The organism is Streptomyces sp. NPDC047982 (genome assembly GCF_043204165.1).
GTDB lineage: Bacteria > Actinomycetota > Actinomycetes > Streptomycetales > Streptomycetaceae > Streptomyces.
This window is the reverse complement of the sequence record NZ_JBIDBS010000001.1, coordinates 184,088-209,749: the sequence shown is the minus strand read 5'-3', so window position 1 is coordinate 209,749 and position 25,662 is coordinate 184,088. Positions and strand designations below refer to the sequence as shown.

At 69.5% G+C, this 25,662-nt stretch carries 19 protein-coding genes, 1 pseudogene and 1 riboswitch; of the genes and pseudogenes, 9 read left to right on the top strand and 11 right to left on the bottom strand.

Features of this window, described 5'->3' with window-relative positions; genetic code table 11:
• Positions 1–22: 22 nt before the first annotated feature.
• Positions 23–156: riboswitch (TPP riboswitch) on the top strand.
• Both thiC and ACGF2V_RS00900 read left to right on the top strand, forming a co-directional pair.
• Positions 151–1,965 (top strand): phosphomethylpyrimidine synthase ThiC, encoded by a 1,815-nt coding sequence (thiC, locus tag ACGF2V_RS00905; protein ID WP_362705744.1) that lies wholly within the window; start codon positions 151–153, stop codon positions 1,963–1,965. It overlaps the preceding riboswitch by 6 nt.
• A 99-nt stretch (positions 1,966–2,064) precedes the next feature.
• Complete coding sequence (locus ACGF2V_RS00900) at positions 2,065–2,292, top strand: GNAT family protein (RefSeq protein WP_362627124.1); 228 nt, start codon at positions 2,065–2,067, stop codon at positions 2,290–2,292.
• Positions 2,293–2,398: 106 nt separating this feature from the next.
• Here the strand turns inward: ACGF2V_RS00900 and ACGF2V_RS00895 are convergent, their stop codons facing one another.
• The 3 genes from ACGF2V_RS00895 to ACGF2V_RS00885 all read right to left on the bottom strand — a co-directional run bounded on the left by ACGF2V_RS00895 (position 2,399) and on the right by ACGF2V_RS00885 (position 5,782).
• Positions 2,399–3,217, bottom strand: coding sequence for a hypothetical protein (locus ACGF2V_RS00895; RefSeq protein WP_362627122.1), 819 nt, complete (start codon positions 3,215–3,217; stop codon positions 2,399–2,401).
• 194 nt (positions 3,218–3,411) lie between these two features.
• Complete coding sequence (locus tag ACGF2V_RS00890) at positions 3,412–4,470, bottom strand: metallophosphoesterase (RefSeq protein ID WP_362627119.1); 1,059 nt, start codon at positions 4,468–4,470, stop codon at positions 3,412–3,414.
• A 199-nt stretch (positions 4,471–4,669) separates the two neighbouring features.
• A complete protein-coding gene (locus ACGF2V_RS00885) occupies positions 4,670–5,782 on the bottom strand; it encodes a LacI family DNA-binding transcriptional regulator (RefSeq protein ID WP_362627116.1) in 1,113 nt (370 codons plus the stop codon).
• 414 nt (positions 5,783–6,196) lie between these two features.
• Between ACGF2V_RS00885 and hisC the strand changes: the two genes are divergently transcribed.
• From hisC to ACGF2V_RS00860, 5 genes are all read left to right on the top strand, one after another.
• On the top strand, positions 6,197–7,276 hold the full coding sequence (gene hisC / locus ACGF2V_RS00880; protein WP_362627113.1) for a histidinol-phosphate transaminase: 1,080 nt from the start codon (positions 6,197–6,199) through the stop codon (positions 7,274–7,276).
• 383 nt (positions 7,277–7,659) lie between these two features.
• A complete protein-coding gene (locus ACGF2V_RS00875) occupies positions 7,660–9,171 on the top strand; it encodes a cytochrome ubiquinol oxidase subunit I (RefSeq protein WP_362705748.1) in 1,512 nt (503 codons plus the stop codon).
• 17 nt (positions 9,172–9,188) lie between these two features.
• The gene (gene cydB, locus ACGF2V_RS00870; RefSeq protein WP_362627107.1) at positions 9,189–10,190 is read left to right on the top strand and encodes a cytochrome d ubiquinol oxidase subunit II; all 1,002 of its coding nucleotides are present in this window, start codon (positions 9,189–9,191) and stop codon (positions 10,188–10,190) included.
• Between the two features lie 84 nt (positions 10,191–10,274).
• The gene (gene cydD / locus ACGF2V_RS00865) at positions 10,275–13,814 is read left to right on the top strand and encodes a thiol reductant ABC exporter subunit CydD (RefSeq protein WP_362705751.1); all 3,540 of its coding nucleotides are present in this window, start codon (positions 10,275–10,277) and stop codon (positions 13,812–13,814) included.
• 140 nt (positions 13,815–13,954) lie between these two features.
• Positions 13,955–15,544, top strand: a complete 1,590-nt coding sequence (locus tag ACGF2V_RS00860; protein WP_362705754.1) for a GAF domain-containing protein — start codon at positions 13,955–13,957, stop codon at positions 15,542–15,544.
• Positions 15,545–15,749: 205 nt separating this feature from the next.
• Here the strand turns inward: ACGF2V_RS00860 and ACGF2V_RS00855 are convergent, their stop codons facing one another.
• A complete protein-coding gene (locus ACGF2V_RS00855) occupies positions 15,750–16,598 on the bottom strand; it encodes an HAD hydrolase family protein (RefSeq protein WP_389043655.1) in 849 nt (282 codons plus the stop codon).
• Positions 16,599–16,790: 192 nt separating this feature from the next.
• Here ACGF2V_RS00855 and ACGF2V_RS00850 point away from each other — a divergent pair, with 192 nt between their 5' ends.
• Positions 16,791–17,045, top strand: coding sequence for an LLM class flavin-dependent oxidoreductase (locus tag ACGF2V_RS00850; RefSeq protein ID WP_362705760.1), 255 nt, complete (start codon positions 16,791–16,793; stop codon positions 17,043–17,045).
• 97 nt (positions 17,046–17,142) lie between these two features.
• On the opposite strand, the gene ACGF2V_RS00845 is transcribed toward ACGF2V_RS00850, so the two are convergent.
• The 6 genes from ACGF2V_RS00845 to ACGF2V_RS00820 form a co-directional block, all read right to left on the bottom strand.
• Entirely contained in the window at positions 17,143–17,376 is a 234-nt protein-coding gene (locus tag ACGF2V_RS00845) for a hypothetical protein (RefSeq protein WP_362705762.1), read from the bottom strand.
• Positions 17,376–19,022, bottom strand: a complete 1,647-nt coding sequence (locus tag ACGF2V_RS00840) for a putative T7SS-secreted protein (protein ID WP_362705765.1) — start codon at positions 19,020–19,022, stop codon at positions 17,376–17,378. Before ACGF2V_RS00840 ends, ACGF2V_RS00845 begins: the two co-directional genes overlap by 1 nt.
• A 2-nt stretch (positions 19,023–19,024) precedes the next feature.
• Positions 19,025–19,657 (bottom strand): hypothetical protein, encoded by a 633-nt coding sequence (locus tag ACGF2V_RS00835; protein ID WP_362627088.1) that lies wholly within the window; start codon positions 19,655–19,657, stop codon positions 19,025–19,027.
• A complete protein-coding gene (locus ACGF2V_RS00830) occupies positions 19,654–20,121 on the bottom strand; it encodes an SseB family protein (RefSeq protein ID WP_362627085.1) in 468 nt (155 codons plus the stop codon). The genes ACGF2V_RS00835 and ACGF2V_RS00830 overlap by 4 nt, the downstream gene beginning before the upstream one ends.
• A gap of 274 nt (positions 20,122–20,395) precedes the next feature.
• A complete protein-coding gene (locus tag ACGF2V_RS00825) occupies positions 20,396–22,039 on the bottom strand; it encodes a hypothetical protein (protein ID WP_362705767.1) in 1,644 nt (547 codons plus the stop codon).
• 491 nt (positions 22,040–22,530) lie between these two features.
• Positions 22,531–23,433: an LLM class flavin-dependent oxidoreductase gene (locus ACGF2V_RS00820; RefSeq protein WP_362705769.1), complete on the bottom strand. Its 903-nt coding sequence runs from the start codon at positions 23,431–23,433 to the stop codon at positions 22,531–22,533.
• A gap of 779 nt (positions 23,434–24,212) precedes the next feature.
• On the opposite strand from ACGF2V_RS00820, the pseudogene ACGF2V_RS00815 reads away from it, so the two are divergent.
• Positions 24,213–24,893: pseudogene (locus ACGF2V_RS00815) on the top strand (LLM class flavin-dependent oxidoreductase); the annotation flags it as partial.
• Between the two features lie 143 nt (positions 24,894–25,036).
• Here the strand turns inward: ACGF2V_RS00815 and ACGF2V_RS00810 are convergent.
• Entirely contained in the window at positions 25,037–25,579 is a 543-nt protein-coding gene (locus ACGF2V_RS00810) for an RNA 2'-phosphotransferase (protein WP_362705772.1), read from the bottom strand.
• Positions 25,580–25,662 lie beyond the last annotated feature (83 nt).

Sequence of the window (25,662 nt, the reverse complement as noted above, 5' to 3'; positions counted from 1 at the left end):
CAGGGCGCTAGCGTGGAGGAACCTTTGCACACGCGGGAGCTCGGAGCACCGGGCTGAGAGGGCGCTGATATCCGTACGTCCGTACGGGAGGGGCTGCGCCGACCGCCGAACCTGTTACCGGGTAATGCCGGCGTAGGGAGATAGGTCTCCATGACCACATCGGACACACGCACGCCTGCCTCCAGCCAGAGCGACGAGGCCGGGAAGTCCATCGGCTGGCACAAGGGATACGTCCAGGGCTCACGCCCCGACATCCGTGTGCCCGTCCGTCAGGTGCACCTCACGAACGGCAAGGACGTGACGCTGTACGACACGTCGGGGCCGTACACCGATCCCACCGTCGAGACCGACGTCCGTCGCGGACTCGCGCCGCTGAGGGGGAATTGGATCACCGCGCGCGGCGACACCGAGGAGTACCCGGGCCGCCCCGCCCGCCCCGAGGACGACGGGCTCAAGCACACCTCGCCGCGTATGGGGTCTCCCCTGCTCGGGCGAAGCCGAGAGCTTGGAGAAGGGCTGCGCAATCTCGACGCGGTCTTCCCCGGTCGGCCCCGGCTGCCGCGCCGCAGCCGGGACGGCCGGCCCGTGACCCAGCTCGCGTATGCCAGGCGGGGCGAAATCACTCCGGAAATGGAGTACGTGGCGATCCGGGAGGGCGTCGAGCCGGAGGCGGTGCGCGAGGAGATCGCCGCAGGCCGCGCCGTGCTGCCGGCGAATGTCAACCATCCCGAGACCGAGCCGATGATCATCGGAAAGCGGTTTCTGGTGAAGGTCAATGCCAACATCGGCAACTCCGCGGTGACGTCCTCCATTGAGGAGGAGGTGGAGAAGATGACGTGGGCGACGCGCTGGGGCGCCGACACGGTCATGGACCTTTCCACCGGGCGCGACATTCACACCACCCGTGAGTGGGTTCTGCGCAACTCCCCGGTGCCGATCGGCACCGTGCCCCTCTACCAGGCCCTCGAAAAGGTCGACGGCAAGGCCGAGGAACTGACGTGGGAGATCTACAAGGACACCGTCGTCGAACAGGCCGAGCAGGGCGTCGACTACATGACGGTGCACGCCGGCGTACGCCTGCCGTACGTTCCGCTGACCGCCCGCCGCAAGACCGGCATCGTCTCGCGCGGCGGCTCGATCATGGCGGCGTGGTGCCTCGCGCACCACAAGGAGTCATTCCTCTACGAGAACTTCGAGGAACTCTGCGAACTCCTCGCCTCCTACGACGTGACGTACTCGCTCGGCGACGGGCTGCGCCCCGGCTCGATCGCGGACGCCAACGACGAGGCGCAGTTCGCCGAACTGCACACGCTCGGTGAGCTGAACACGATTGCCAAGCGGTACGGCGTCCAGACCATGATCGAGGGCCCGGGCCATGTCCCGATGCACAAGATCAAGGAGAACATCGACCTCCAGCAGGAGATCTGCGAGGAGGCGCCCTTCTACACGCTCGGCCCGCTGACCACCGATGTCGCTCCGGCGTACGACCACATCACCTCGGGCATCGGCGCGGCGATGATCGCCTGGTGGGGCACGGCGATGCTCTGTTACGTGACGCCCAAGGAGCACCTCGGGCTGCCGAACCGGGACGACGTGAAGACTGGCGTGATCACGTACAAGATCGCGGCCCACGCGGCGGACCTCGCCAAAGGGCATCCGGGGGCGCAGGACTGGGACGACGCGCTCTCCGACGCCCGGTTCGAGTTCCGGTGGGAGGATCAGTTCAACCTGGCGCTCGACCCGGTCACGGCACGGGGGTTCCACGACGAGACGCTGCCCGCGGAGCCGGCGAAGACGGCGCACTTCTGCTCGATGTGCGGCCCGAAGTTCTGTTCGATGAAGATCTCTCAGGACATCCGGCGTGAACACGGGGTGTCACAAGCGGAGATCGAGGCGGGGATGTCGGAGAAGTCGAAGGAGTTCGCGGCGGCCGGCAACCGTGTCTACCTGCCCGTCGCGGACTGAGGTGACGGCCGGCCGGGGCGACAGAGGGGGCGGACCGCCGGGTTCCGCACCCTCGTCCCTCGTTGCTCGCTCGCTCCCGGGCCCACGGACGCCCTGGACGTGCTGACGGACCTGGCGTTCGGGGAGCTTCCCCTGTATCGCCTCCGGGCCATCAGCCACGCGGACAACGCGGCTGCGCTCGCCGTCCTCGACAAGTCGGGGTTCACCCGGGAGGGAGTGAGCCGGTCGGCGTGCCTGCACCGGGGGCGGCGGTACGACATCGTGGTGTTCTCGCTCCTCCGTCCCGAGTGGGAGGGGCTGGCGCGTCCGAGGTCCTGGGACCTGTGATCGGGTGCGTCTCGCCCGCGTTCTTCGTCGGCCGGGTCCGAGCGGGGGAGGGGCGCGCGGGGCCTGCGTGACGGGGGACGGGGAAGGGGCGTGTGCGGCGGCTCGGTCATTCCACTTCGTGCTCGGAGCTGCCGAAGTCGGGGCTGGTGAAGTCCGGACTGGTGAAGGTCGGGCGGGGACCTGCGGCAGGTCCCTCGTCCGGGCCGGAGAAGTCGGGTCTGCTGTAGCCGACTTTCGGGATGCGGTTCGGTGAGCGCTGCGGTGTGCGTGCGGCGGAGGCGGCCTCGGGGTCGTCGAGGGCGTCGCGCAGGAACGGCAGGATGCCGCGTTCCAGCAGTGCGTGGCGCCAGGCTTCCCGGGCACGTGCCACGTCCTCCGGCAGCTCGATCTCGTCGCGGACGGCGTTCTCCGACGCGGAGCCGTTGCGCAGCGCGGTGATCAGCAGCCCGACGGCGGCGACCAGGATGGCGGCGGCCATGACCACGGCGAAGAACCAGCCCGCGGTGACCATGGTGGAGGCGAAGGCGGGCGGCGGACTGAGCAGCTTCAGCAGATAGCCGACCAGCAGGAATATGAACGCGGCGGTGCCGGCGAGCACGGGCGCGAGGACCGTGACGACCGCTCCCGCTCCGGCGCTCGACCGGCTCGGAAGGTCCGTGCCGGATCCGGGGCTCGGGTCCTCCCCGTCGGCCGTGCCGCGCAGTTCCTCACGGGCCCTTACGTAGTGGTCGTACTCGGTGGCGGCCGTCGCCGTGATCATCTCCGTGGCGGCCAGCGCCATGGTGCGCAGCTGTACGGCGTTGAGCCGTTCGCCGACCGCGGCCAGATCCGGCCGTCGATGGGCGTGGCGCAGTGCGTCGTCGAGGATCCGCTCGTACTCGGGGCGGTCCTCGGTGAGCAGGTGCGGCGCGCTTCTCATGTGCATCCCCCGATGCTCCGTCGGGCCCGATCGCCCGTTCGTGCCGGGCATTCGGGCGGAAACGGAGGAGAGCCTGCTACGGATACGCCGATGGTAGAGCGCCCACGGCACGGGGTGACAGGGGGTTTCCGGAAATAGGCCCAGTGCGCGGCCCGGTGCTCGGCGTGGTCAGGTCGTGGATGCGTTTCCCCGTAAAACCGTCAGTCATGCAGGGGGAGTTGGACGACCAGCAGCTTTCCGGCCATGGTCACTCCGCCGTCCATGGCGATGGCGAGCCCGTCGGCGTACACGTGCGGGCCTTCGACCACCGGACCGGAACCGTCCTCTCCGTCCTCCGACCCGACCTCGCCGAGGAGGTAGGGAATGGGGCTGTGACCATGGACGATGCGCTGTCCGCCGTAGGCGGCCATCAGTTCCCGCACAGCCTGCGGTCCCGCGTCGTCACGGAAGGCGAACCGTTTGGTGAACTTGCGAAAGAGGTCCCAGCACTCGTCGGCGTCGTTGCGCGTGAGAATGGCGTGCACTGTGTCGTTGACGTCCTCGATGGTGCTGCCGTAGTCGAGGTACGCCGTCGTGTCGGAGTGCATCAGCAGGTGCCCGTCCTCCTCGACGATGGCGTCGAGGCGGGACATCCACTGGAGATGGACGTCCTGGAGCCGCTCCATGTCGTTCTTCTGGCCGCCGTTGAGCAGCCAGGCGGCTTGGAAGGTGGCGGTGCCCGCCCCCGAGTTCACCGGCGTGTCGCCGAACCGTTTGGCGCCGATGAGCAACAGTTCGTGATTTCCCATCAACGCCTTGCAGTACCCGCCCGCGGCGGCGGCCTCGGCGGAGAGGCGCATCACGAGGTCGATGACGCCGATGCCGTCCGGACCGCGGTCGGTGAAGTCGCCGAGGAACCAGAGCCGGGTATTGCCTGCGGACCATCTGCCGTCGGAGTCGATGAGGCCCTGCTCGGCGAGGGCGGCGAGCAGCTCGTCCAGATAGCCGTGGACGTCGCCGACGACGTAGAGCGGCCCGAGCCCCGGCTCGCGGGCCGGCCAGGGTTCGGGCACGGCCCGTACCTGGACGGTGTCGCCGCGGTTGATCACCGGGAGGTCGCGTTCGGTGGGCGTGTACCCCTCCGGCAGCGCGTCCGCGGGCAGGACGTCGCCCGGATGCGGTGACGCGGGCGGCACCGGGGTCTGCGCGTAGGGCGGCACGCGGAAGTCGCGCAACGTCGCAGTCCGCACCACGGGTTCCTGACCGGCCCCCTGTGTCATCGACCCCTCCACCACCGTCGCGCCGCCGTACACCTGACGGGCCTGCTGGTCGGGGCGGTCCGCGGTGTCGTGCGCCCATCATAGGAATGCGAATCGTGCTGTGTGACGCACCAGGGGTGGTGAATCCCGGAGCATGTCAGGCTCACCGGCCGTTTGGTCCGAAATCACCTGTTCAATCCCTGGCGGGGGAGCTGCCGGTTCAGTCCCTGGCGGGAGAGCGCGGCGGGCTGACCGTGGTGCGGGGCGGACGGCGTTGGGAGGACGTCCGGACGATGAGCTCCGTCGGTATGACCTGCTCCACCGGGCCGCCGTGATCCACGCCCTCGATGGCGTCGATGAGGAGCTGGACGACCGCCGTGCCGATTCTGCGCGGCTTGAGCGAGAGGGTGGTGATGGGCGGCTCGGTCGTCGCGTACACGGTGGACTCGCTGCAGCAGACCAGCAGCAGGTCCTCGGGGACGCGCAGCCCGTATCTGCGGGCGGCCGCCAGGAGGTCGGTGCCGTTGGGGTCGAAGAGCCCGTAGACGGCGTCGGGGCGGTCCGGGCGGGCGAGCAGCCGGTCGGCGGCGACCGCGCCCGCGCACGGGTCGTGGGCGGGATACGACTCGTACACCGGGTCCTGGCCCACGCGCTCGCACCAGCGCAGGTAGGCGGAGGTGGAGAGGCGGGTGTACGTGTCGGTCGTGGTGCCGGTGAGCAGGCCGATGCGGCGGGCCCCGGCGGAGGCGAGGTGGTCGAGGAGGTCGAGCACGGCGGCTCCGTGGTCGTTGTCGACCCAGGCGGTGACCGGGAGGGCGCCGGCCGGGCGTCCGTCCGACACGACGGGCAGCCCCTGCCGTACGAGCTCCGTGACGACCGGGTCCTGGTCGGAGGGGTCGATCACGACGGTGCCGTCGAGAGCGACGTTCGACCAGACGTCGTGGCGCGAGGTGGCGGGCAGGATGACGAGGGCGTAGCCGCGGGCGAGCGCCGCGGAGGTGGCCGCTCTGGCCATCTCGGCGAAGTACGCGAACTCGGTGAAGGTGAACGGTTCGTCCCCGTACGTCGTCACGGTCAGGCCGATGAGGCCGGACTTGCCGGTACGGAGGGTTCGGGCCGCGGCGGACGGGCGGTAGCCCAGGCGCTCTGCGACCTCGCGGACATGGCGTCGGGTGGCGTCCGGGAGCCTGCCCTTGCCGTTGAGCGCGTCGGAGACGGTCGTGATGGAGACCCCGGCGGCGGCGGCCACGTCCCGGATTCCCGCTCGTCCTCGCCGGCTGCCGCGCCGGGGCGTCTCCGCCCGGCTCACCTGGTGCTTCCCTGCTGCTGTCATGGCGAGCCGATAGTAGGGCGCGCGCGGGAGGTCGGACCGGTCACATATTCACGCGTTGACGGGCACGTTTCTGCATGATCAGAGTGCGTCAAATACCTTGTAACGCCAGGTCGTTGGGCGTATGGGCCGTGGCGTGTGATGTGCTGAACCCGATGGCCCTACTAAATGGTCGATATCTCGAAGAGGTCTCATCTCACCTCTTCGAGGGACGCGCGCCACGGCGTGAGCCACGGCGCGCGTCAAGGCTGAACGCGCTCCCCCATTCCCGGTCGCACCGGACGATTGGGTGCACGGACCCTCCCCGTACGCCCGGCCGCACCGGGCGTCCGAAGGCGCCTGGGCCATTCGCAGCGGCGCCCAATCCTCATAAGGTGAGCAGTATTGATGTGTACAGACGGTCGAGGAGGATCTGCGGTGAGCGAGACGAGCCCCAAGTTGCGCGCCGAGCTGGACGGCGTTCCCGCCTATGTGCCGGGCAAGCCGGCGGCGGCCGACGGACCGGTCGCCTTCAAGCTGTCCTCCAACGAGAATCCGTACCCCCCGCTGCCCGGAGTGATGGAGTCCGCGCTGGCGGCGGCCGCGACCTTCAACCGCTACCCGGACATGGCCTGCACCGGGCTGATGAACGAGCTGGCCGACCGTTTCGGCGTGCCCGTCTCGCATCTCGCCACCGGGACCGGGTCGGTCGGTGTGGCGCAGCAACTGATCCAGGCGACATCGGGCCCGGGCGACGAGGTGATCTACGCCTGGCGTTCCTTCGAGGCTTACCCGATCATCACCCAGGTCAGCGGCGCGACCTCGGTGAAGGTGGCCCTGACCGCCGGTGAGGCGCACGACCTCGACGCGATGGCGGGGGCGATCACCGAGCGCACCCGGCTGATCTTCGTCTGCAACCCGAACAACCCGACCGGCACCGTGGTGCGCCGGGCCGAGCTGGAACGTTTCCTGGACCGAGTGCCGGGCGACGTCCTGGTGGTGCTCGACGAGGCGTACCGCGAGTTCAACCGCGACGCCGAGGTGCCGGACGGCATCGAGATCTACCGGGACCGGCCCAATGTGGCGGTGCTGCGCACCTTCTCCAAGGCGTACGGTCTGGCCGGACTGCGCGTCGGCTTCGCCGTGGCGCACGAGCCGGTGGCGGCCGCGCTGCGCAAGACGGCGGTGCCGTTCGGGGTGAGTCAGCTCGCGCAGGACGCCGCGGTCGCCTCGCTGCGCGCGGAGGACGAACTCCTGGGGCGGGTGGGTTCCTTGGTGGTCGAGCGCGACCGGGTGCAGCGGACGCTGGCGGAGCAGGGGTGGACGGTGCCGGAGTCGCAGGCGAACTTCGTGTGGCTGCGGCTTGGGGAGCGCACGGCAGACTTCGCCGCGGTGTGCGAGCGGGCCGGTGTGGTGGTCAGGCCGTTCGTGGGCGAGGGCGTGCGGGTCACGATCGGTGAGGACGAGGCGAACGATCTGTTCCTGAAGGTGGCGGAGTCGTACCGCAGGGAGCTGTAGAGCCGCAGCGCGGCGCCGCCCCGCGGGAAGGCGCGGGGCGGCGCGGTCCTGCGGGGAGCCGTGGAGCGGCGTGCGGACCGGGGCTCGCGCACGGGGTTTTTCGGGCCCCGTATCCCGATCGGACGGGATACGGGGCCTTTTCGTGCGCGGGTGTCCGGGTTCGGGCGTGCCGGGGCGCCGGTGTGCCCATGTGTCTGCTTCAGGCGGATTGATCGGAACATCCCGAGAGAGGGGTACCCCGCCCGAACGTCCCGAAAGGCTGTGCGTCATAATTTTAATTGTGAATGTGAACGCGTTCACAAGCATGTCTGTTCTTCCCGTGATTAATCGGATTTAACGGGCAGACTGCCCGTGCGGTCACGGCGATGTAAGGAGAAGGCGACGTGGAGCTAGCGCTGGCGCCAGAAACACTGGCGCGTTGGCAGTTCGGGATCACCACCGTCTACCACTTCCTGTTCGTTCCGCTGACGATCTCTCTCGCCGCGCTCACCGCGGGTCTGCAGACCGCCTGGGTACGTACGAACAAGGAGAAGTACCTCAGAGCGACGAAGTTCTGGGGCAAACTCTTTCTGATCAACATCGCCATGGGCGTGGTCACCGGCATCGTCCAGGAGTTCCAGTTCGGCATGAACTGGTCCGACTACTCGCGGTTCGTCGGCGACATCTTCGGTGCCCCGCTCGCGTTCGAGGCGCTGATCGCGTTCTTCTTCGAGTCCACGTTCATCGGGCTGTGGATCTTCGGCTGGGACAAGCTTCCGAAGAAGATCCACCTCGCCTGCATCTGGATGGTGTCCCTCGGCACCATCCTGTCCGCCTACTTCATCCTGGCGGCCAACTCCTGGATGCAGCACCCGGTGGGCTACCGGATCAACGAGGAGCGCGGCCGGGCCGAGCTGACCGACTTCTGGCAGGTGCTCACGCAGAACACCGCCCTCGCCCAGTTCTTCCACACCATCACCGCCGCCTTCCTGGTCGGAGGCGCGTTCATGGTCGGCATCGCCGCGTTCCACCTGGCGCGCAAGAAGCACATCCCCGTGATGCGGACCTCGCTGCGGCTCGGCCTGGTCACGGTCGTGATCGCCGGACTGCTCACCGCCGTCAGCGGTGACCAGCTCGGCAAGGTCATGTTCAAGCAGCAGCCGATGAAGATGGCCGCCGCCGAGGCCCTCTGGGAGGGCGAGAGCGGTGCGCCCTTCTCGCTCTTCGCGGTCGGTGACGTGGCCGAGGGGCACAACACCGTGGAGATCTCCATCCCCGGCATGCTGTCCTTCCTCGCCGACAACAGCTTCACCTCGCACGTCCCCGGCATCAACGACATCAACAAGGCCGAGCAGGAGAAGTTCGGTCCCGGCGACTACCGGCCCAACATCCCGGTCGCCTTCTGGAGCTTCCGCTGGATGATCGGCTTCGGGATGGCGTCCTTCGCCCTCGGCCTCCTCGGGCTGTGGCTGACACGCAGGAAGTTCATGCTGCCTCCGGCGCTGCGCACCGGAGAGGACGAGGTACCGCATCTGGTCCTCTTCAAGAACAAGGCACTCAGCCCCAAGTTCGCCAAGTGCTACTGGATCCTGGCGCTCTGGACCATGGCCTTCCCGCTGATCGCCAACTCCTGGGGCTGGATCTTCACCGAGATGGGCCGCCAGCCCTGGGTGGTCTACGGAGTGCTCCAGACCCGGGACGCGGTTTCCCCCGGCGTCTCGCAGGGCGAGGTGCTCACGTCGATGATCGGCTTCACCCTGCTCTACGCCATCCTCGCGGTGATCGAGGTCAAGCTGCTCGTGAAGTACATCAAGGCCGGACCGCCGGAGCTCACGGAGGCCGACCTCAACCCGCCCACCAAGATCGGCGGCGACGAGCACGCCGACGCCGACCGGCCGATGGCCTTCTCCTACTGAGGCCGAGGAGCTGAGAGATGGAACTCCACGACGTCTGGTTCGTGCTCATCGCCGTCCTCTGGACCGGCTACTTCTTCCTGGAGGGGTTCGACTTCGGGATCGGGATCCTCACCAAATTGCTGGCCCGTGACCGCAAGGAACGGCGGGTCCTGATCAACACGATCGGGCCGGTCTGGGACGGCAACGAGGTGTGGCTGCTCACCGCGGGCGGCGCGACCTTCGCCGCGTTCCCCGAGTGGTACGCCACCCTGTTCTCCGGCTTCTACCTGCCGCTGCTGATCATCCTGGTCTGTCTGATCGTGCGGGGCGTCGCCTTCGAGTACCGGGCGAAGCGCCCGGAGGACCGGTGGCAGACCAACTGGGAGCACGCGATCTTCTGGACCTCGCTGATCCCGGCCCTGCTCTGGGGCGTGGCGTTCGGGAACATCGTGCGCGGCGTGAAGATCGACGCCGACATGGAGTACGTGGGCAACTTCTGGGACCTGCTCAACCCGTACGCCATCCTCGGCGGGCTGGTCACGCTCACCCTCTTCACCTTCCACGGCGCGGTGTTCGCCGGGCTCAAGACCGTCGGCGACATACGGCACCGGGCGCGCACCCTGGCGATGAAGCTCGGTGCGGTCACCGCGGTGCTCGCGCTCGGCTTCCTGATCTGGACCCAGATCGACCGCGGCAACGGCTGGAGCATGGCGGCGATGGTCGTCGCGGCGGTGTCGCTGGTCGCCGCGATCGGCGCGATCGCGGCGGGGCGCGAGGGATGGTCGTTCGCGTTCTCCGGTGTGACGATCGCGGCTGCCGTTGCGATGCTCTTCCTGACGCTCTTCCCGAACGTCATGCCGTCCTCGCTGAACGACGCCTGGAACCTCACGGTCACCAACGCCTCGTCCAGCCCGTACACACTGAAGATCATGACCTGGTGCGCGGGAATCGCCACCCCGCTCGTCCTGCTCTACCAGGGCTGGACCTACTGGGTGTTCCGCAAGCGCATCGGTACGCAGCACATCGCCGAAGCGCACTGAGCGCACCGGGGGCCTGTCCGGCGCCGAAGCTCCGGACAGGCCCCGCCCCGGTCCACCGACGAGCTCATTTTGGGGCTGTTTCACGTGAAACCGATCGATCCGCGTCTCCTCCGCCACGCCCGAGCCACCCGCTTCTTCCTGGCGGCCGTGGTGGCACTCGGAGCGATCGGGGCGGCGCTGGTCATCGCCCAGGCCATGCTCATCGCCGACATCGTGGTGGGCGGTTTCGAGGACGGGTTGACCGCCTCCGGGCTGCGGACCCCGCTGCTCCTGCTCGCCGCGGTCGCGCTCGGCCGGGCACTGGTCTCCTGGCTGACCGAACTGGCCGCGTATCGCGCCAGCGCGGCGGTCAAGTCCGAACTGCGCGGCCGGCTGCTGGCGCGTGCCACGGAGCTCGGGCCCGGCTGGCTGAGCGGTCAGCGTTCCGGCTCCCTGGTGACGCTCGCCACCCGTGGTGTCGACGCGCTCGACGACTACTTCGCGCGCTATCTGCCGCAGCTCGGACTCGCGGTGGTCGTTCCGGTGGCCGTGCTGGCGAGGATCGTCACCGAGGACTGGGTGTCAGCGGCGATCATCGTGGTGACCCTGCCGCTCATTCCGCTCTTCATGATCCTGATCGGCTGGGCCACCCAGGCGCGGATGGACCGTCAGTGGCGGCTGCTGTCCCGGCTCTCCGGGTACTTCCTCGACGTGGTCGCCGGGCTGCCGACGCTGAAGGTCTTCGGCCGGGCCAAGGCGCAGGCCGAGTCCATCCGGGCCATCACCTCGCAATACCGGCGGGCCACGCTGCGGACCCTGCGGATCGCGTTCCTGTCGTCCTTCGCCCTGGAACTGCTGGCGACCCTGTCGGTGGCCCTGGTCGCCGTCACCATCGGCATGCGGCTCGTGTACGGCGGACTCGACCTCTACACCGGACTGGTGGTGCTGATCCTGGCCCCGGAGGCGTATCTGCCGATCCGCCAGGTCGGAGCGCAGTACCACGCCGCTGCCGAGGGGCTCTCGGCCGCGGAGGAGATCTTCGCGGTCCTGGAGACCGAGCCCCGCAAGGGCGGCACGGCGGACGTCCCGGAGCCGCTGCGGCTGGAGCTGGAGGACGTGACCGTACGGCACGAGGGCCGCACCGCGCCCTCCCTGGACCGGGCCTCCCTGGTGGTGGAGGAGGGGGAGACCGTCGCCCTGACCGGTCCCAGCGGCGTCGGGAAGTCCACCCTGCTCGACGTGGTGCTGGGCTTCACCGCGCCCGACGAAGGGCGGGTACGGGTCGGTGGCGCCGACCTGGGAACCCTGGACCTGGAGCGCTGGCGCGAACAGATCGCCTGGGTTCCGCAGCGCCCCTATCTGTTCGCGGGCACGATCGCGGAGAACGTGCGGCTGGCCCGGCCGGATGCGGACGACGCGGCGGTCATGGCGGCACTGCGGGACGCGGGGGCGTACGACTTCGTCGCCCGGCTCCCGGACGGCGAGCTGACGGTGCTCGGCGAGGACGGCGCGGGGCTGTCCGCCGGTCAGCGCCAGCGGCTCGCGCTGGCCCGTGCCTTCCTCGCCGACCGTCCGCTGCTGCTGCTCGACGAGCCGACCGCGAGCCTGGACGGTGAGACCGAGGAGGGGATCGTCGACGCGGTACGCAGGCTCGCGGTGGGGCGGACCGTGCTGCTGGTCGTGCACCGGCCCGCGCTGCTCGCGGTGGCCGACCGGGTGGTGGCCCTCGAACCTGCTGCGGATTCCGGCACGGCGGGGACCCGGACGACGGGGTCCGGGGAGGCCGTCCCGGTGCCCCGGAAGCCGACGACACACGGCGACGGACCCGGTGAGGCGCTGGAGCCCGAGGTGTCGCGGCACCCGGGGGCCGGCACCGGACATGTTCTCGCCCGGGTCCGGAAGGCGGCGGGTGCGCGGCGCGGACAGCTGGCGCTCGCGCTGCTGCTGGGAAGCCTTGCCCTGGGCTCGTCCGTAGGGCTCATGGCCGTCTCCGGCTGGCTGATCTCCCGCGCCTCCGAACAGCCCCCGGTGCTCTATCTGATGGTCGCCGTGACCGCGACCCGCGCCTTCGGTCTGGGCCGGGCCGTCTTCCGCTACGCCGAGCGCCTGGTGTCGCACGACGCGGTGCTCAGGATGCTGGCCGAACTGCGCGTGGCGGTATACCGGGGCCTGGAGCGGATCGCACCGGCCGGTCTGCGCCGCACCCGGCGTGGGGACCTGCTCTCCCGGCTGGTCGCCGACGTCGACGCCCTTCAGGACCACTGGCTGCGCTGGCTGCTGCCCGCCGGGACGGCGGTGGTCGTCGGAGTGGCCACCGTCGGATTCGTCGGCCTGCTGCTCCCCGCGGCGGGCGCCGTGCTGGCCGTCGGGCTGCTGCTGGCCGGAGCGGGGGTGCCGTGGATCAGCGGCGCCTGCTCCCGCCAGGCGGAACGCCGACTCGCCCCCGCCCGCGCCGACCTGGCCACCCGGGTCACCGATCTCCTCGGCGGGACCGCCGAACTGACCGTCGCGGGCGCACTGCCCGCCCGCGCGCAGCGGGCCCGGGAGGCCGACGGGGTACTGACCCGGATCGCGGCCCGCGCCGCGACTGCCACGGCGCTCGGCGGCGGCCTCACCGCCCTGATCGGCGGCCTGACCGTCGTCGCCACCGCGCTGGTCGCCCTGCCCGCCGTGCGGGACGGACGGCTCGCGGGCGTGGAGCTCGCGGTCGTGGTGCTCACGCCGCTGGCCGCCTTCGAGGCCGTGACCGGTCTGCCGCTGGCCGTGCAGTTCCGGCAGCGGGTCGCGCGGAGCGCGGAGCGGGTGTACGAGGTGCTGGACGCCCCGCTGCCCGTACGCGAACCGGACAGCCCGGCACCGGCCCCCGGCTCGCCCTTCCCGCTGGAGGTACAGAGGCTTTCGGCCCGTTATCCCGGGGCGGAGCGGGACGCTCTGGAAGCCGTGGACCTGACGCTGACGGCGGGCCGGCGCATCGCCGTCGTCGGGTCGTCCGGCTCGGGGAAGACGACCCTGGCGCAGGTCCTGCTCCGCTTCCTCGACGCCCGCGCGGGCACGTACCGCATCGGTGGCGTCGATGCCTCCGCGCTGGACGGGGACACGGTCCGTACGTTCGTCGGCCTGTGCGCCCAGGACGCCCACGTCTTCGACAGTTCCATCCGGGAGAACCTGCGGCTGGCCCGCCCCGGGGCGGCGGACGAGGAACTGCGGGCGGCGCTCGAACAGGCACGGCTGCTCGACTGGGCCGAGGCGCTGCCCGAGGGGCTCGACACCCTCGTCGGCGAGCACGGCGCACGCCTCTCGGGCGGTCAGCGCCAGCGGCTCGCGCTCGCCCGGGCCGTTCTCGCCGACTTCCCCGTACTCGTCCTGGACGAGCCCGCCGAACACCTTGACCTGGCGACCGCGGACGCGCTGACCGCGGACCTGCTGGACGCGACCCGGGGACGTACGACCGTGCTGATCACCCATCGGCTGCGGGGGCTCGAAGCCGTCGACGAGGTGCTGGTGCTGGACGCGGGCCGGATCGTGCAGGCCGGTCCGTACGCCGATCTCGCCGCCGAGGAGGGGCCGTTGCGGCGGATGCTGGAGCGCGAGAACGAGGTCGAGAGCATGGGCTCGGTGAGGGCCGTCGCGGGCGTTCCCACGTGAGCGCGCACGCGCCGGGGAGCGGGAGAGGGACCGCGGCGCGACGAGCCGGTTGGATGTACGGAGAGGAGTCTGGCGGGCTGCCGGTCAGGCGGGAAATTCGCCGAGTTTCCTCCCCAACCGGTACTAACTAGTCTCGGGGTATGTCGGAGCCGGACCCGAAGGACCCACTCGAAGCCGCGACCGAGGCGACCCGCGGCCTGGGGGGTCTGTCCGCCGAACTGGCCGCACGTGTACCGGAACTGCTGGAAGCCATGCGCTTCGTCGGCACGGGCCTGGAACTGCACTCCACCCTCGACCGGATCTGCGAGACGGCTGCCGAACTCGCCCGCTGCCGTTACGCGGCCATCGGCGTCGTCGACGAGGAGGGCACGGGGCTCGCCGATCTGACGGCCGATCCGAGGTTCGCCGGATTCCCGCCGGGCCACCCACCTGTACGGACCTTTCTCGGAGTCCCGATCCGTGTGCAGGGCGAGGTCTTCGGGAACCTCTACCTCGCCGAGAAGGAGGACGGGGCCGAGTTCGGCGACGACGACCTGCACATGGTGCGGGTGCTCGCCGCGGAGGCCGGGATCGCCATCGGCAACGCCCGGCTGTACGAGGCCGCCCGCCAGCGCGAGCGGTGGATCGACGGCTCGGTGGCTGTGACCACCGCGCTGCTCTCCGGCGGTGACGCCGACGACGCGCTGTCCGTCGTCGCCGAACAGGCCCGGCATCTCGCCGCGTCCGCGGCCGGGATCGTCCTGCTGCCAGCCGCGGAGGGCGGGCTGGAGGTCGTCGCCGTCTGCGCGGACGACTCCGCCGTACCCCTGGGGGCGATCATCGGGCCGGAGAGCCCGGTGGCGGCCAAGCTGCTGGCCGGTGAGGCGGTCTTCGTGGACGGCTCGGGCACCGATCCCCGCGCGACCACCGGGCTCGCCGACCGTTTCGGCCCCAGCATGCTGCTGCCCCTGCACAGCGGCGGCCGGGTGCTGGGGGCGCTCGCCACCCCTCGCGCCCGCGGCGAAAGACCGTTCACGCGGGCCGAACGGACCCTCGCCACGCAGTTCGCCGCGCAGGCCGCGCTGGCGCTGATGATGGCGGAGGCCCAGCGGGACCGGGAACGGCTCGCGGTGTACGAGGACCGTGACCGGATCGCCCGCGACCTGCACGACCTGGTCATCCAGCGGCTGTTCGCCACCGGGATGACCCTGGAGAGCGCCCAGCGCTCGTCGGCCGTGCCCGAGGTGCGGACCGGCGTCGGCCGGGCGGTCGACGAACTGGACGTGACCATCCAGGAGATCCGTACGGCGATCTTCGCGTTGCAGCAGGAACCGGCGGAGGCGCCGTCGGGGCTGCGCACGCGCGTCCTGCGCGAGATCAACATGGCGGCGGTACCGCTGGGCTTCAAGCCCGCGCACCGCTTCGTCGGCCCGGTCGACTCGCTGGTCGGCGAACTGACCGGGAAGAACCTGATCGCCGCGTTGCGGGAGGCGCTGTCCAACGCCTTCCGGCACGCCGGGGCATCGGTGATCGACGTGGTCGTCGACGCGACCGCCGCACTGCCCGACGGGAGGGACGCGGTGCGCCTGTCGGTCGCCGACGACGGCGTGGGCATCCCCGAGGGCGGACGGCGCAGCGGTCTGCGGAACCTGGCCCGCCGGGCGGAGTCGTTGGGCGGTGCGAGCCGGTTCGGTCCCGGCATCGGGGAGGACGGGGCCGGGACGACGGTGGTGTGGGAGGCCCCGCTCTGAGCGGGGCCGTGGACGGTCACGAACCGGTGCCGTACCGCCGGGACCGGAGCGGCCGGGACCGCGTGGACGACGCGGGCAGGGCTTGGAGCGGCCGGGGCCGTGGACGATCCCGGCCGCGGGGCCGGCCGCCGGGGCCGTGGACGGTCACGGGGCGCGAGGACGAGGCGGCCGCGGCCGAGTTCCGGCAGCGCACTGCAGCGGGTGGTCAGCTCGCCGTGCCGGCGGGCCGCCGCTCGGCGAGGATCCGCTCGATGACGATCGCGACGCCGTCCTCGCCGTTGGTTGCGGTGCGGCCGGAGGCGGCGGCAAGCGCGGCGGGGTGGGCGTTGCCCATCGCGTACGACGTGCCCGCCCAGCGGAGCATCTCCACGTCGTTGGGCATGTCGCCGAAGGCGACGACCTCGGCGGGCGAGATGCCGCGCTCGGCGCAGCAGAGGGCCAGGGTGCTCGCCTTCGACACCCCCGGCCCGCTGACCTCCAGCAGGGCCGTGGGGCTGGACCGGGTGAAGACGGCCCGGCCCCCGGCCGCGGTGCGGGCCAGGGCGAGGAAATCGTCCGGGGCCAGTTCCGCATGATGGGCGAGCAGCTTCAGCACGGGGGCGCCAGTGCCCGGCGCGTCCTCGTGGAGCAGCTTCTCGGCCACGGCGACGGAGGCGCCCGGGTCCAGGTGGAGCGGCGGATAGGCCGGCTCGTAGTGGATGCCGGTGGTCATCTCGACGGCGAAGGAAGTGCCGGGAGCGGCGGTGCGGAGAGTGCGCACGGCGTCCAGGGCGATGTCGCGCGCCAGTGGGCGGACCTTGACCAGCCTGCCGCCCGCGTGCAGATCGGCGACGGCGGCGCCGTTCCCGCAGATCGCCAGCCCATGGCCGTGCACATGATCGCTGACGACGTCCATCCAGCGGGCCGGGCGTCCGGTGACGAAGAAGACCTCGATCCCGGCCTCCTCGGCGGCGGCGAGCGCGGCGACCGTGCGCTCCGAGACGGTCTTGTCGTCGCGCAGCAGGGTGCCGTCGAGGTCCGTGGCGATCAGCCGGGGGACGGCAGGCGAAGGCATGTCGATAGCTGAGGTCACCCGGCCATTCTCGCGTACGGAGGTGCACGGCCGTGCGGAGGGGCGCACAGATGAGGATGCGTGCCCCTGACCGGGGAGCATGCTGGCGGCATATGCCAAAAGCTGGGCCGAGGAGGAGCGGCCGGTGCCGCTGGGAGGGCCGGACTCTTCTGGGACGGACGTAGGCTCGGGGGCATGAGCCTGCGTCTGAGCACCGTGATCCTGCCCGTCGACCGCTGGCACGAGGGAGGCCGCGCCAAGTGGCGGCGCGCCGAGGAGCTCGGCTTCCACGCCGCGTACACCTATGACCATCTGTCCTGGCGGTCGTTCCGGGACGGCCCGTGGTTCGGTGCCCTGCCCACCCTCACCGCCGCGGCGACGGCCACCGAGCGGCTGCGCCTGGGCACCCTCGTCACCTCAGTCAAGCCTTGTTCACCTATCCCAGCCTGACCTGTGACTTCAGCGCTATCCGCTCGTGCTCCACGGCCCGGACATCGGCAGCACCCTGGTCGACGAGGGACTGTACTGAAGCCATGGCAGAGGCCGGTCAACTCACGCTCATGCCACGGTCCGGCCACCGACCGCGCTCCTCGCGCATCGCGTTGATCTTCCGGGACGCCTTGAGGAACGAGTAGTCCGTCCGGCCGTCGTCGGCCGACGACGTGCCGGATTCCTTGTCCATGGTCAGGTGTCGCGAAAAGCTGTCCGGATCGTCCCCGAACTCGTAGCGGACCAGCTCCGCGTCCTCGGAGATCTTCCGGAAGTAGACGAGTGCGGCCACTACCACTCACCCTCAAAGTCTTCCCGCTTGTTCAGCGGTACGGAATCCTGCCAATTGTACGTTTCGTTGGCTACCCGATGCGCTTCCTGGTAGGTCGCTCCGGGGTTCTCCCGCAGGTAGGTGAGCTCAGCCAGCTCGTGCTCCAGCAGGAGTCTGTCCTCGGGCAGAGAGTTCCCGGCCCTCAAGCGAATCCACGCGTCTGCGATCTCCGCATCGGCGTCGAACTTGCGCACGACGACCTTTCCTGTTTCGTAGTCTTCGATGGGGTGTTCCGTGTCGAAGACATGCTTCTTGATCGCCGTGATCTCCTCCGAGGAGAATCCCGTCGCTCCATTGTCGCGAGCCAGCCCCTGCGTGTGATTGCTGATGGCGTCGATGTCCCGCGAGTCCCGCATGAAGTCCGCGTACGCGTCCTCGGCCCACCGTGTTTGGGCGGGATCGTCCAGGATGTCCCTCGGGCGCCTGCGGGCACCTGTCAGCCACTCGTCGGAGTGCCGGATCCCGGATTGGGCCACCCCTTCAAGTCCTTCCCGTGCGGCGACGCGGAGTCCCGCCCGAGCCCCGCCGAACCCCTTCGTACCGATCAGGTCCGGGACCAGCCGGCCCAGCCCTTCGCTGGGATCCTTGCTGAAGCTGTCGATGAGCGCTCCGGGGATGCGCTCGGGGTGGGCTGCCGTGGAGACGAGGCCCGCCAGCGTCATACTGACGTTCTGCTGGTACTCAGCCGGATGAGTCAGGTTGTAGGTGTCGAGCGGGTTGAGGCCGCGTACGAACGTGAGGAGCCCCGCCGTTCCTTTGACCACCCCGCCCACGAAGTGGTTGAACTCTACGGCGTTGGCCCCTCGCGAGTCGACCCATGAGGCCATGGCCCGGTCGAGCGGCGGCGGCTCGGCGGGCGCGTGCTCCGTCGCGGCCGCGATGGCCCGCTCAGCGGTGGCAGCGGCCGCGTTGCGCTGACGCCGTGCCTCCTTCAGCGTCTCGAAGGCCAGTTTGACGTCCCCCACACCCGGATCGCTGAACGGGGGAGGTTTCGGCCCCGGGGCGCGGCCGGCCCGTACGGCCGCGTTGTAGCCGTCGACCTTGGAGTTGTAGGCGCTGACGGCGTCCTCGGACGCTTTCTTGCCCTTCTTGTACAGGTCGATCGCCTGTTGGGCCTGCGTCTGTGCCCACTCCACGGTCTCCGTGTAGCGGAGAAGCGCGTTGCCAGCGGCTTCACAGGCGTCGGCCGCCCGAAGCCAGTCCGCTGGATACATCGCGAACTTCTCCCGGAAGGCGTCGGCGGCCCGCCCCTTCCAGTGGCCTGAGTCCAGCGCGCGCATGCCCTGGCCAACGCGGTCGAAGGCTGCCTGGAAGTGCTTGAAGTGCGTCGCCGACTCCCGGAGAGCTGCAGGCGATCCGTGGATCAGCTCATTGGCCTGTTCCGTCTCACCGAGCTGCTGCTCACGTATCGAGGCCCCGAGATCGGAGGCGACATCATCGCCCCAATCCTCGACTTTGTCCGCCCAGTCGTGCGCGCCGACGTAGTCGAGCCCCTTCCCGGCCCGGTCGGTGGCCTGGTCGATACCCTCGCCCAGGGCCTTCTTACCGGTCTCCCAACCTTCCTCCAGCTTTCCCAGGCCCTTGCTGGCCAGGCTTCCCCAGTCCACGATCAGCCCTCACCACCCTGTTGAGGCTTCGGCGGCGGCCCAACCACGTCCTCCACTGCGGCGTCCACCTCTTCGCGCATCCCCGTTGCGTCGATGAGCTGGTTGGGCAGGAGGATCTTGGAGCTGTTGAGGTCCCGGACGGTCCCCTTCCACGCCTCCTTGCTGTTCTCGGCGGCCCGGTCCAACGACTCCTGGCTGTAGTCGGCATCTCGGATCTGGGTGTAGGCGTTGTCCGAGAAAACCCCGCCCCAGTCCTTGGCGATGACCTCCTCCTCGGTGGCATACGGATTGCCCATCCCGGAGTTGACGAGCACCTTGAAGGAGCCCTGGATGTACTGATCCTGCTCATGCAGCATGCCTGCCGACAGCCCGACATTCGCCGCGAATGTGTTGCCCTGCTGCACCAGCGCCCGAACGCCCCACTCCCAGCGCTCGCAGAACGTGCCCAATGTGGTCGCCAGCCCCCCGTGGCCCGTCTCCATCCCGGACAGCGCGGTGTCGGCGAAACCTCGCCCCATACTCGCCATCCCCACCATGCCGAGCTCTTTGAGCTCCTCCAGCGCCTGGGTGATGCCCAGTGCGATCTGTCCCAGCGCCTCCTTGGAGGAGCTGAGATCAGGTCGGTCGCCGCTCATGCCGCCTCCCCGTCAAGTGCCACCTCATCCGGCACAATCCCGCGCACCGGCGGGAACACGGCCCCATCCGGCCCCGCGGCGTCCAGTGCCACGCCACACGGGAAGTCCAACGCCGGTACAACCTTGTCCAGCAGCCGCGCACCGACCACCCGCCGGTACGACCACTTTCTACCTTCGTCGCCCCGGGCGACGGCGAAACGGGCCAGCGCCTCCTCATCCGAGAAGGCACAGATCCAGTCCAGCCCCCCGAACTCGGCAGTCCACAGCCCGTCCCGCTCATCCAGCGGCACCAGCACCACGCGGCTGCGGAAGTCCGCCAGCCGCTCCAGTACCGCCTCCCGCGCCTGCTCCACGGGATCGACCTCTGCTGGAAGCGCACGCGCAACCGGCGGCGCCGTCGGCGTTGAAGCCGCCCGTTTGGCAGCCTCGGCCTTCAGCTGAGCCCATTCCTCCTCAAACCCCACCCAGAACCTCCATCGGCTCGCTGGTCAACTCCAGGCTGCCAGCTTGTCCTCCCTGGCTGTGTGAGCTGGACGTACCTCAGACTCATCAGGACTCGGCCACGTCGAGAGCCAGTGGCTCTATTCACGTCGCAGCCCGTGAACAAAGCCAGACCTGTGACTTCAGCGTTATCTGCCGGTGCCACCACGGCCCGAGACGCTGATAGCGCCCCGTTCCGTAGCGCTTCCAGCAGTCAGCCGCTGGCCGGGTAGCGCCAACGTCGAACCAGGGACAGCCTCAGGGAACGGAACCACACGCGCCCGAGACAAGCTGATCACGGCGACAACTACGGCTGTCAGGACAACGGCGGCGAGCGGCCCCCAGGGGCTGTCGCCCAACCGGGCGCATGCTGTGCGACGGGCCCACCAGAGGCCAAGGCGGGCAGCATGGCCAACAGTGCCGCACCGGCGGCCCACCGCCGCTTGACCCTGTACGCGAACACGCCGCAGCAGCCAAGGCCGCGAACAGAATGGTGGCGAGTAGCGGCGCTCCAGGTGAGCGAACATCCCACGTCGGGTGCAGATCCGACAGCACCCTCAACCACAACGCTCCGTAGAAGGCGAGCACGGCGCCGATCGCCAATGATAGGGATGCAGTGGTCCGAAACTCGGGTGGAATGATCCTGACGGGCGGGTCGGGCCGCGGTTCCCCTCTCAACTCCGCGTCGAGCAGGGCGACCATCTCCCGGTGGCTCCGCCGGCCGCGCCAGGTGAACACAGCGCTCAGTACCACCGTCGTCAGCCCGAGGGGCAGCCACCCTCCGAGGACCGCCTCGACCAGGGTCGCTCCGCTCGCCATGCGGGGCACCAGGACAGCGAATGCCACCCACAGCATGAGAACCGCTTGAAAGCAGCGACGTCGGTCATGCTGCTTGCGCAAGGCCCGTTCGTAGCGGGCGACTGTCTCCGTCCATCTCCGTCCTCCAAGGCTCTCGCGAGTTGAGGATTCGATGTCCGTAAGCAGCCCGGCCGTCAGACCGCGCGTGAGCATTCCCTCGCTGTCGAAGTACTTCGTGTGGTCGCGCAGCGGGTGCCCCAGTACCGGCGTGGCTTCCTGTTCCACTCCCGGAGGGAGCCTGGGCAGCAGCATTCTGCCCACCATGTCGTGCTGGCTGCTGTACTCATGCCACTCCAGCGCCTTCGTGCCGTTGGGTGTCGGAAGGACGAAGGGGGCTTTTGCACCGGGTGCGATACGGAACTTGACGATCAACCCGCACACGACGGTCAGCGTCACGCTTACCGCGATGGCTGCCCACCGCTCCCAGGACATGTCGCCCACGAGGAAAATGCCTGACTGAATCCGCTCCAACGACTCAGCCATGCCTTGCATCATGGTCGTACCGAACTCGGGGGACTGCGCAGCCAGCGGAAGGGCCAATGATGGCGTGGTCGCCGTCAGCTGCATCAGCATGCCCGCTGCGACTTCTGAGCTGCTTGGCTCGATGAGTGGCGAGGCCCCCCAGGCTAAGCAGACGGATGCGAATGGCAATACCCATGCCATGGCTGCGACGAACGGTCGCCTGGCCTGCTGAAGAATCCAGATGGGCTTGAGCCCTGATCCAACCCCCACCAGCCGAATCACCTTCCGCTGGTTGCTGCCCCGTTGGCGAGCCATGAGCTGGTGGGCCAGAAAGCCCCCTTGGGAGTGGGCGATGATCACTATCTTGTCGCAGCGCCCTTGCATCCAGCGCAGCCGATCTTCCAGATAGTCGAGCAGCTTCTCGCGTTCCTGGTCCCTGACGGCCGCCATGATCACGTGATCGGCGACGTTCAAGCGGGTACTCAGCAGGACCACGAGTGCGACGACGCCACCGCCGGCAATCAGGTGATGCTCCGAGAGGAGCGCCATGAATGCGGCCAGGAGTACGTGAGAAATCGCCACCCCATGCGTCCCATGTGACGCGTTTCCGGACTGGTGAGGAAGCCTATGGGCCACAGTCCATTGCGGATGGAACGCAGGAAGGTGCTCTTGAAGGAAGTCTCAGTCGACACCCAGAAAGAGCGATCGCGGCGATCGGGCCCGACCAGGAGAAGCACTGCGGGCAGACTTCTCATGAGGTAGCACGGTCAGCAGCCACCGGAAGTATCACGGGGTTCGGCGGAAGCGATGCGACCACAATGCCTCCGCGATGAGTACCCTCCTGACGCGCGGCTCGGTGCCCTTCCTGCGGACCTTTCGCTCAAGGGCAACTTCCCCCAGACATACCCTTATGGCGAGCCTTGCCCGCCTGAGCCTGACTGCACCGCCGTTGTGACCGCTTCATTGCGCTCCTTGCCAGTTGTACTGAGCCAGGAGCGATCATTCAGCACGGTGGAAACCAACCGCATCCGTACAAGTACTCAAAGCAACAAGGCGCCGATCGATGACAGGCTTCAGCCGAGCTGGGCGAGGGCCTCGGTGGCGATCTTCTCGAAGACGGCCTGGTCGGCGGCGAAGTCGGAGTCGGGAATCGGCCAGTGAATCACGATCTCGGTGAAGCCGAGGTCGCGGTGGCGTCCCGCGAAGTCCACGAAGGCGTCCACGGACTCCAGCGGGCGGCCCCGGTCCGGGGTGAAACCGGTCAGCAGGATCTTGTCGAGGCCGGCCACGTCCCGGCCGGCCTCCGCGCACGCCTTCCCGAGCTTCTCGGCCTGCACGCGCAGGGCCTCCACCGACTGCTCCGGGGTCCCCTCCTCGTACAGCTTCGGGTCACCGGTCGTCACCCACGCCTGGCCGTACCGCGCCGCCAGCCTCAGCCCGCGCGGCCCGGTCGCAGCGACCGCGAACGGGAGCCGGGGGCGCTGGACACAGCCGGGGATGGTGCGGGCCTCGTGCGCGGAGTAGTGCGTGCCGCGGTGGGTGACCGCGTCCTCGGTGAGCAGCCGGTCGAGCAGCGGCACGAACTCGCCGAACCGGTCCGCGCGCTCCTTCGGCGTCCACGCCTCCTGCCCGAGCGCGGTGGCGTCGAAACCGTTGCCTCCGGCGCCGATGCCGAGCGTGATCCGGCCGCCGGAGATGTCGTCGAGCGAGATCAGCTCCTTGGCCAGGGTCACCGGGTGCCTGAAATTGGGCGACGTAACGAGGGTGCCCAAGCGCAGGTGATGCGTGGCGGTAGCGGCGGCGGTGAGGGTGGGCAGGGCACCGAACCAGGGGCCGTCGCGGAACGACCGCCAGGACAGATGGTCATAGGTGTACGCGGCGTGGAAGCCGAGCTCCTCGGCGCGCTGCCACTTGGCGCGGCCTCCCTCGTGCCAACGGTCGGCGGGCAGGATCACGGTGCTCAGGCGCAGGCTCATGCGACCGAGCCTACGTCGGCGTCAGCGGTGTCTCCCCGTGACTCCGGGGCGTGACGTCCTCACGCCTCGATCAGGGCTTCCCAGGCTGCTGCGATCCTGTCTGGGGCGAGATGGGCGACTCCTTCCCGGCCAGAAGAGGTGTTGTCCGGCCTTGGAACCAGCGGGCCACAGGGCCTCGTCGAAGCGGACCGCGACAGCGACATCGGGAGCCGCGGCAGAGTCGAGTTCCCAGGTCATGCACCAAGTCACGCCGTCGTGGATGCCGGGGGCGGTAGCAGCAGTTGAAGACCTCGACGTGGTGGCCTCGGGCGGCGAGGGCGCGGGTGAGGAGGACCAGGGAGGCTTCACAGCCGCCGAGTCCGGGGTTGTCGTAGTCGGGCGGGTAGAAGCTGGTGCGCTTGAGGGTAGTGGAACTGCCATCGCATCGGGGCTCCCTGGGTTCCTCGGGTTGGCGGGTCAGTTGCGCCAGGTTTCCTGGCGGACCGCTGCCGGGTTAAGGCCGAGCCGGTAAGCGGCCTGGACGGCGGCAGCGGCCCACGCCTGCCGCTCCTCCGACGACACCTCCCGGCGGCTGAAGTCCGCGCTCGCGGAGCGGGCCGAGACCGGCATGCCGCACTCGGGCAAGCGGCGGTTCGGGTACGAGCCCGACGTAGGCCGCGCAGCAGGCTGGCCAGGCCGCGGCGCTCGGCGATCTCCCGGCAGATACGTTCCTGCCGGTCGACGCCGGTCTGGTCGTCATCGTCGGCCTGGGATATTCGGCAGTACAGGGCGGCCGGTTCTCGCCCAATTTCAGGCACCCGGTGACCCTGGCCAAGGAGCTGATCTCGCTCGACGACATCTCCGGCGGCCGGATCACGCTCGGCATCGGCGCCGGAGGCAACGGTTTCGACGCCACCGCGCTCGGGCAGGAGGCGTGGACGCCGAAGGAGCGCGCGGACCGGTTCGGCGAGTTCGTGCCGCTGCTCGACCGGCTGCTCACCGAGGAGGCGGTCACCCACCAGGGCACGCACTACTCCGCGCACGAGGCCCGCACCATCCCCGGCTGCGTCCAGCGCCCCCGGCTCCCGTTCGCGGTCGCTGCGACCGGGCCGCGCGGGCTGAGGCTGGCGGCGCGGTACGGCCAGGCGTGGGTGACGACCGGTGACCCGAAGCTGTACGAGGAGGGGACCCCGGAGCAGTCGGTGGAGGCCCTGCGCGCGCAGGCCGAGAAGCTCGGGAAGGCGTGCGCGGAGGCCGGCCGGGACGTGGCCGGCCTCGACAAGGTCCTGCTGACCGGTTTCACCCCGGACCGGGGCCGCCCGCTGGAGTCCGTGGACGCCTTCGTGGACTTCGCGGGACGCCACCGCGACCTCGGCTTCACCGAGATCGTGATTCACTGGCCGATTCCCGGCTCCGATTTCGCGGCGGACGAGAAGGTCTTCGAGCGCATCGCCGCCGAGGCCGCGGACCAGCTTCGCTGACCCTTGCGTCTTCGCCGGTCCCTGCGTCACCGGACTGCGGGGGTGAACGGCAGCGCCCGCACTCGTCCGCCTCGCCCCGGGGCCGGTTTCCGTTGTTTCCGGGGCTCGCGTCTCCGAGCTCGCCCCGCACGACGCGCTGCGGTTCAGTCGCGGAAGCGCACGAACGGTGGCGGCACGGCGGCGGTGAGCCAGACGCCGTTGGCGCTGACGTAGAAGGTGTGGCCCGCGCGGTGCATCGCGGCGGCGTCCACGGACAGGACGACCGGACGGCCGCGGCGTGCCCCGACCCTGGCCGCCGTCTCGCGATCGGACGAAAGGTGGACGTGCGTGCGGTTCATGGGGCGCAGGCCCTCGCTGCGGATCGCGTCCAGCACACGGCCCACGGTGCCGTGATAAAGGTACGCGGGCGGCTCGGACGGCGGGAGGCCGAGGTCCACGGGGACGGTGTGGCCCTGACTGGCACGGATGCGGCCGTCCTCGACGGCGAAGCGCTGCTTGTCGTTGACGGCCACGACATGGTCGAGCTCAGCACGGGTGAGGGAGAAGCCATGGCGGGCCGTGGCACGCAGCAGCTCGTCGATCGGCACCCAGCCATGGGCGTCGAGCGTGATCCCGATCCGTTCCGGTTGATGCCGCAGATGTTTCGAGAGGTATTTGGACACCTTTACGGCGCGTTTCGCGTCCATGTCCTCAGAATGCCCGGGCTGTTTCCGGAGCGCATCCGCATTTCATGGTGATTCACCAAAGCAATTATATTTGCTTCGGCAAT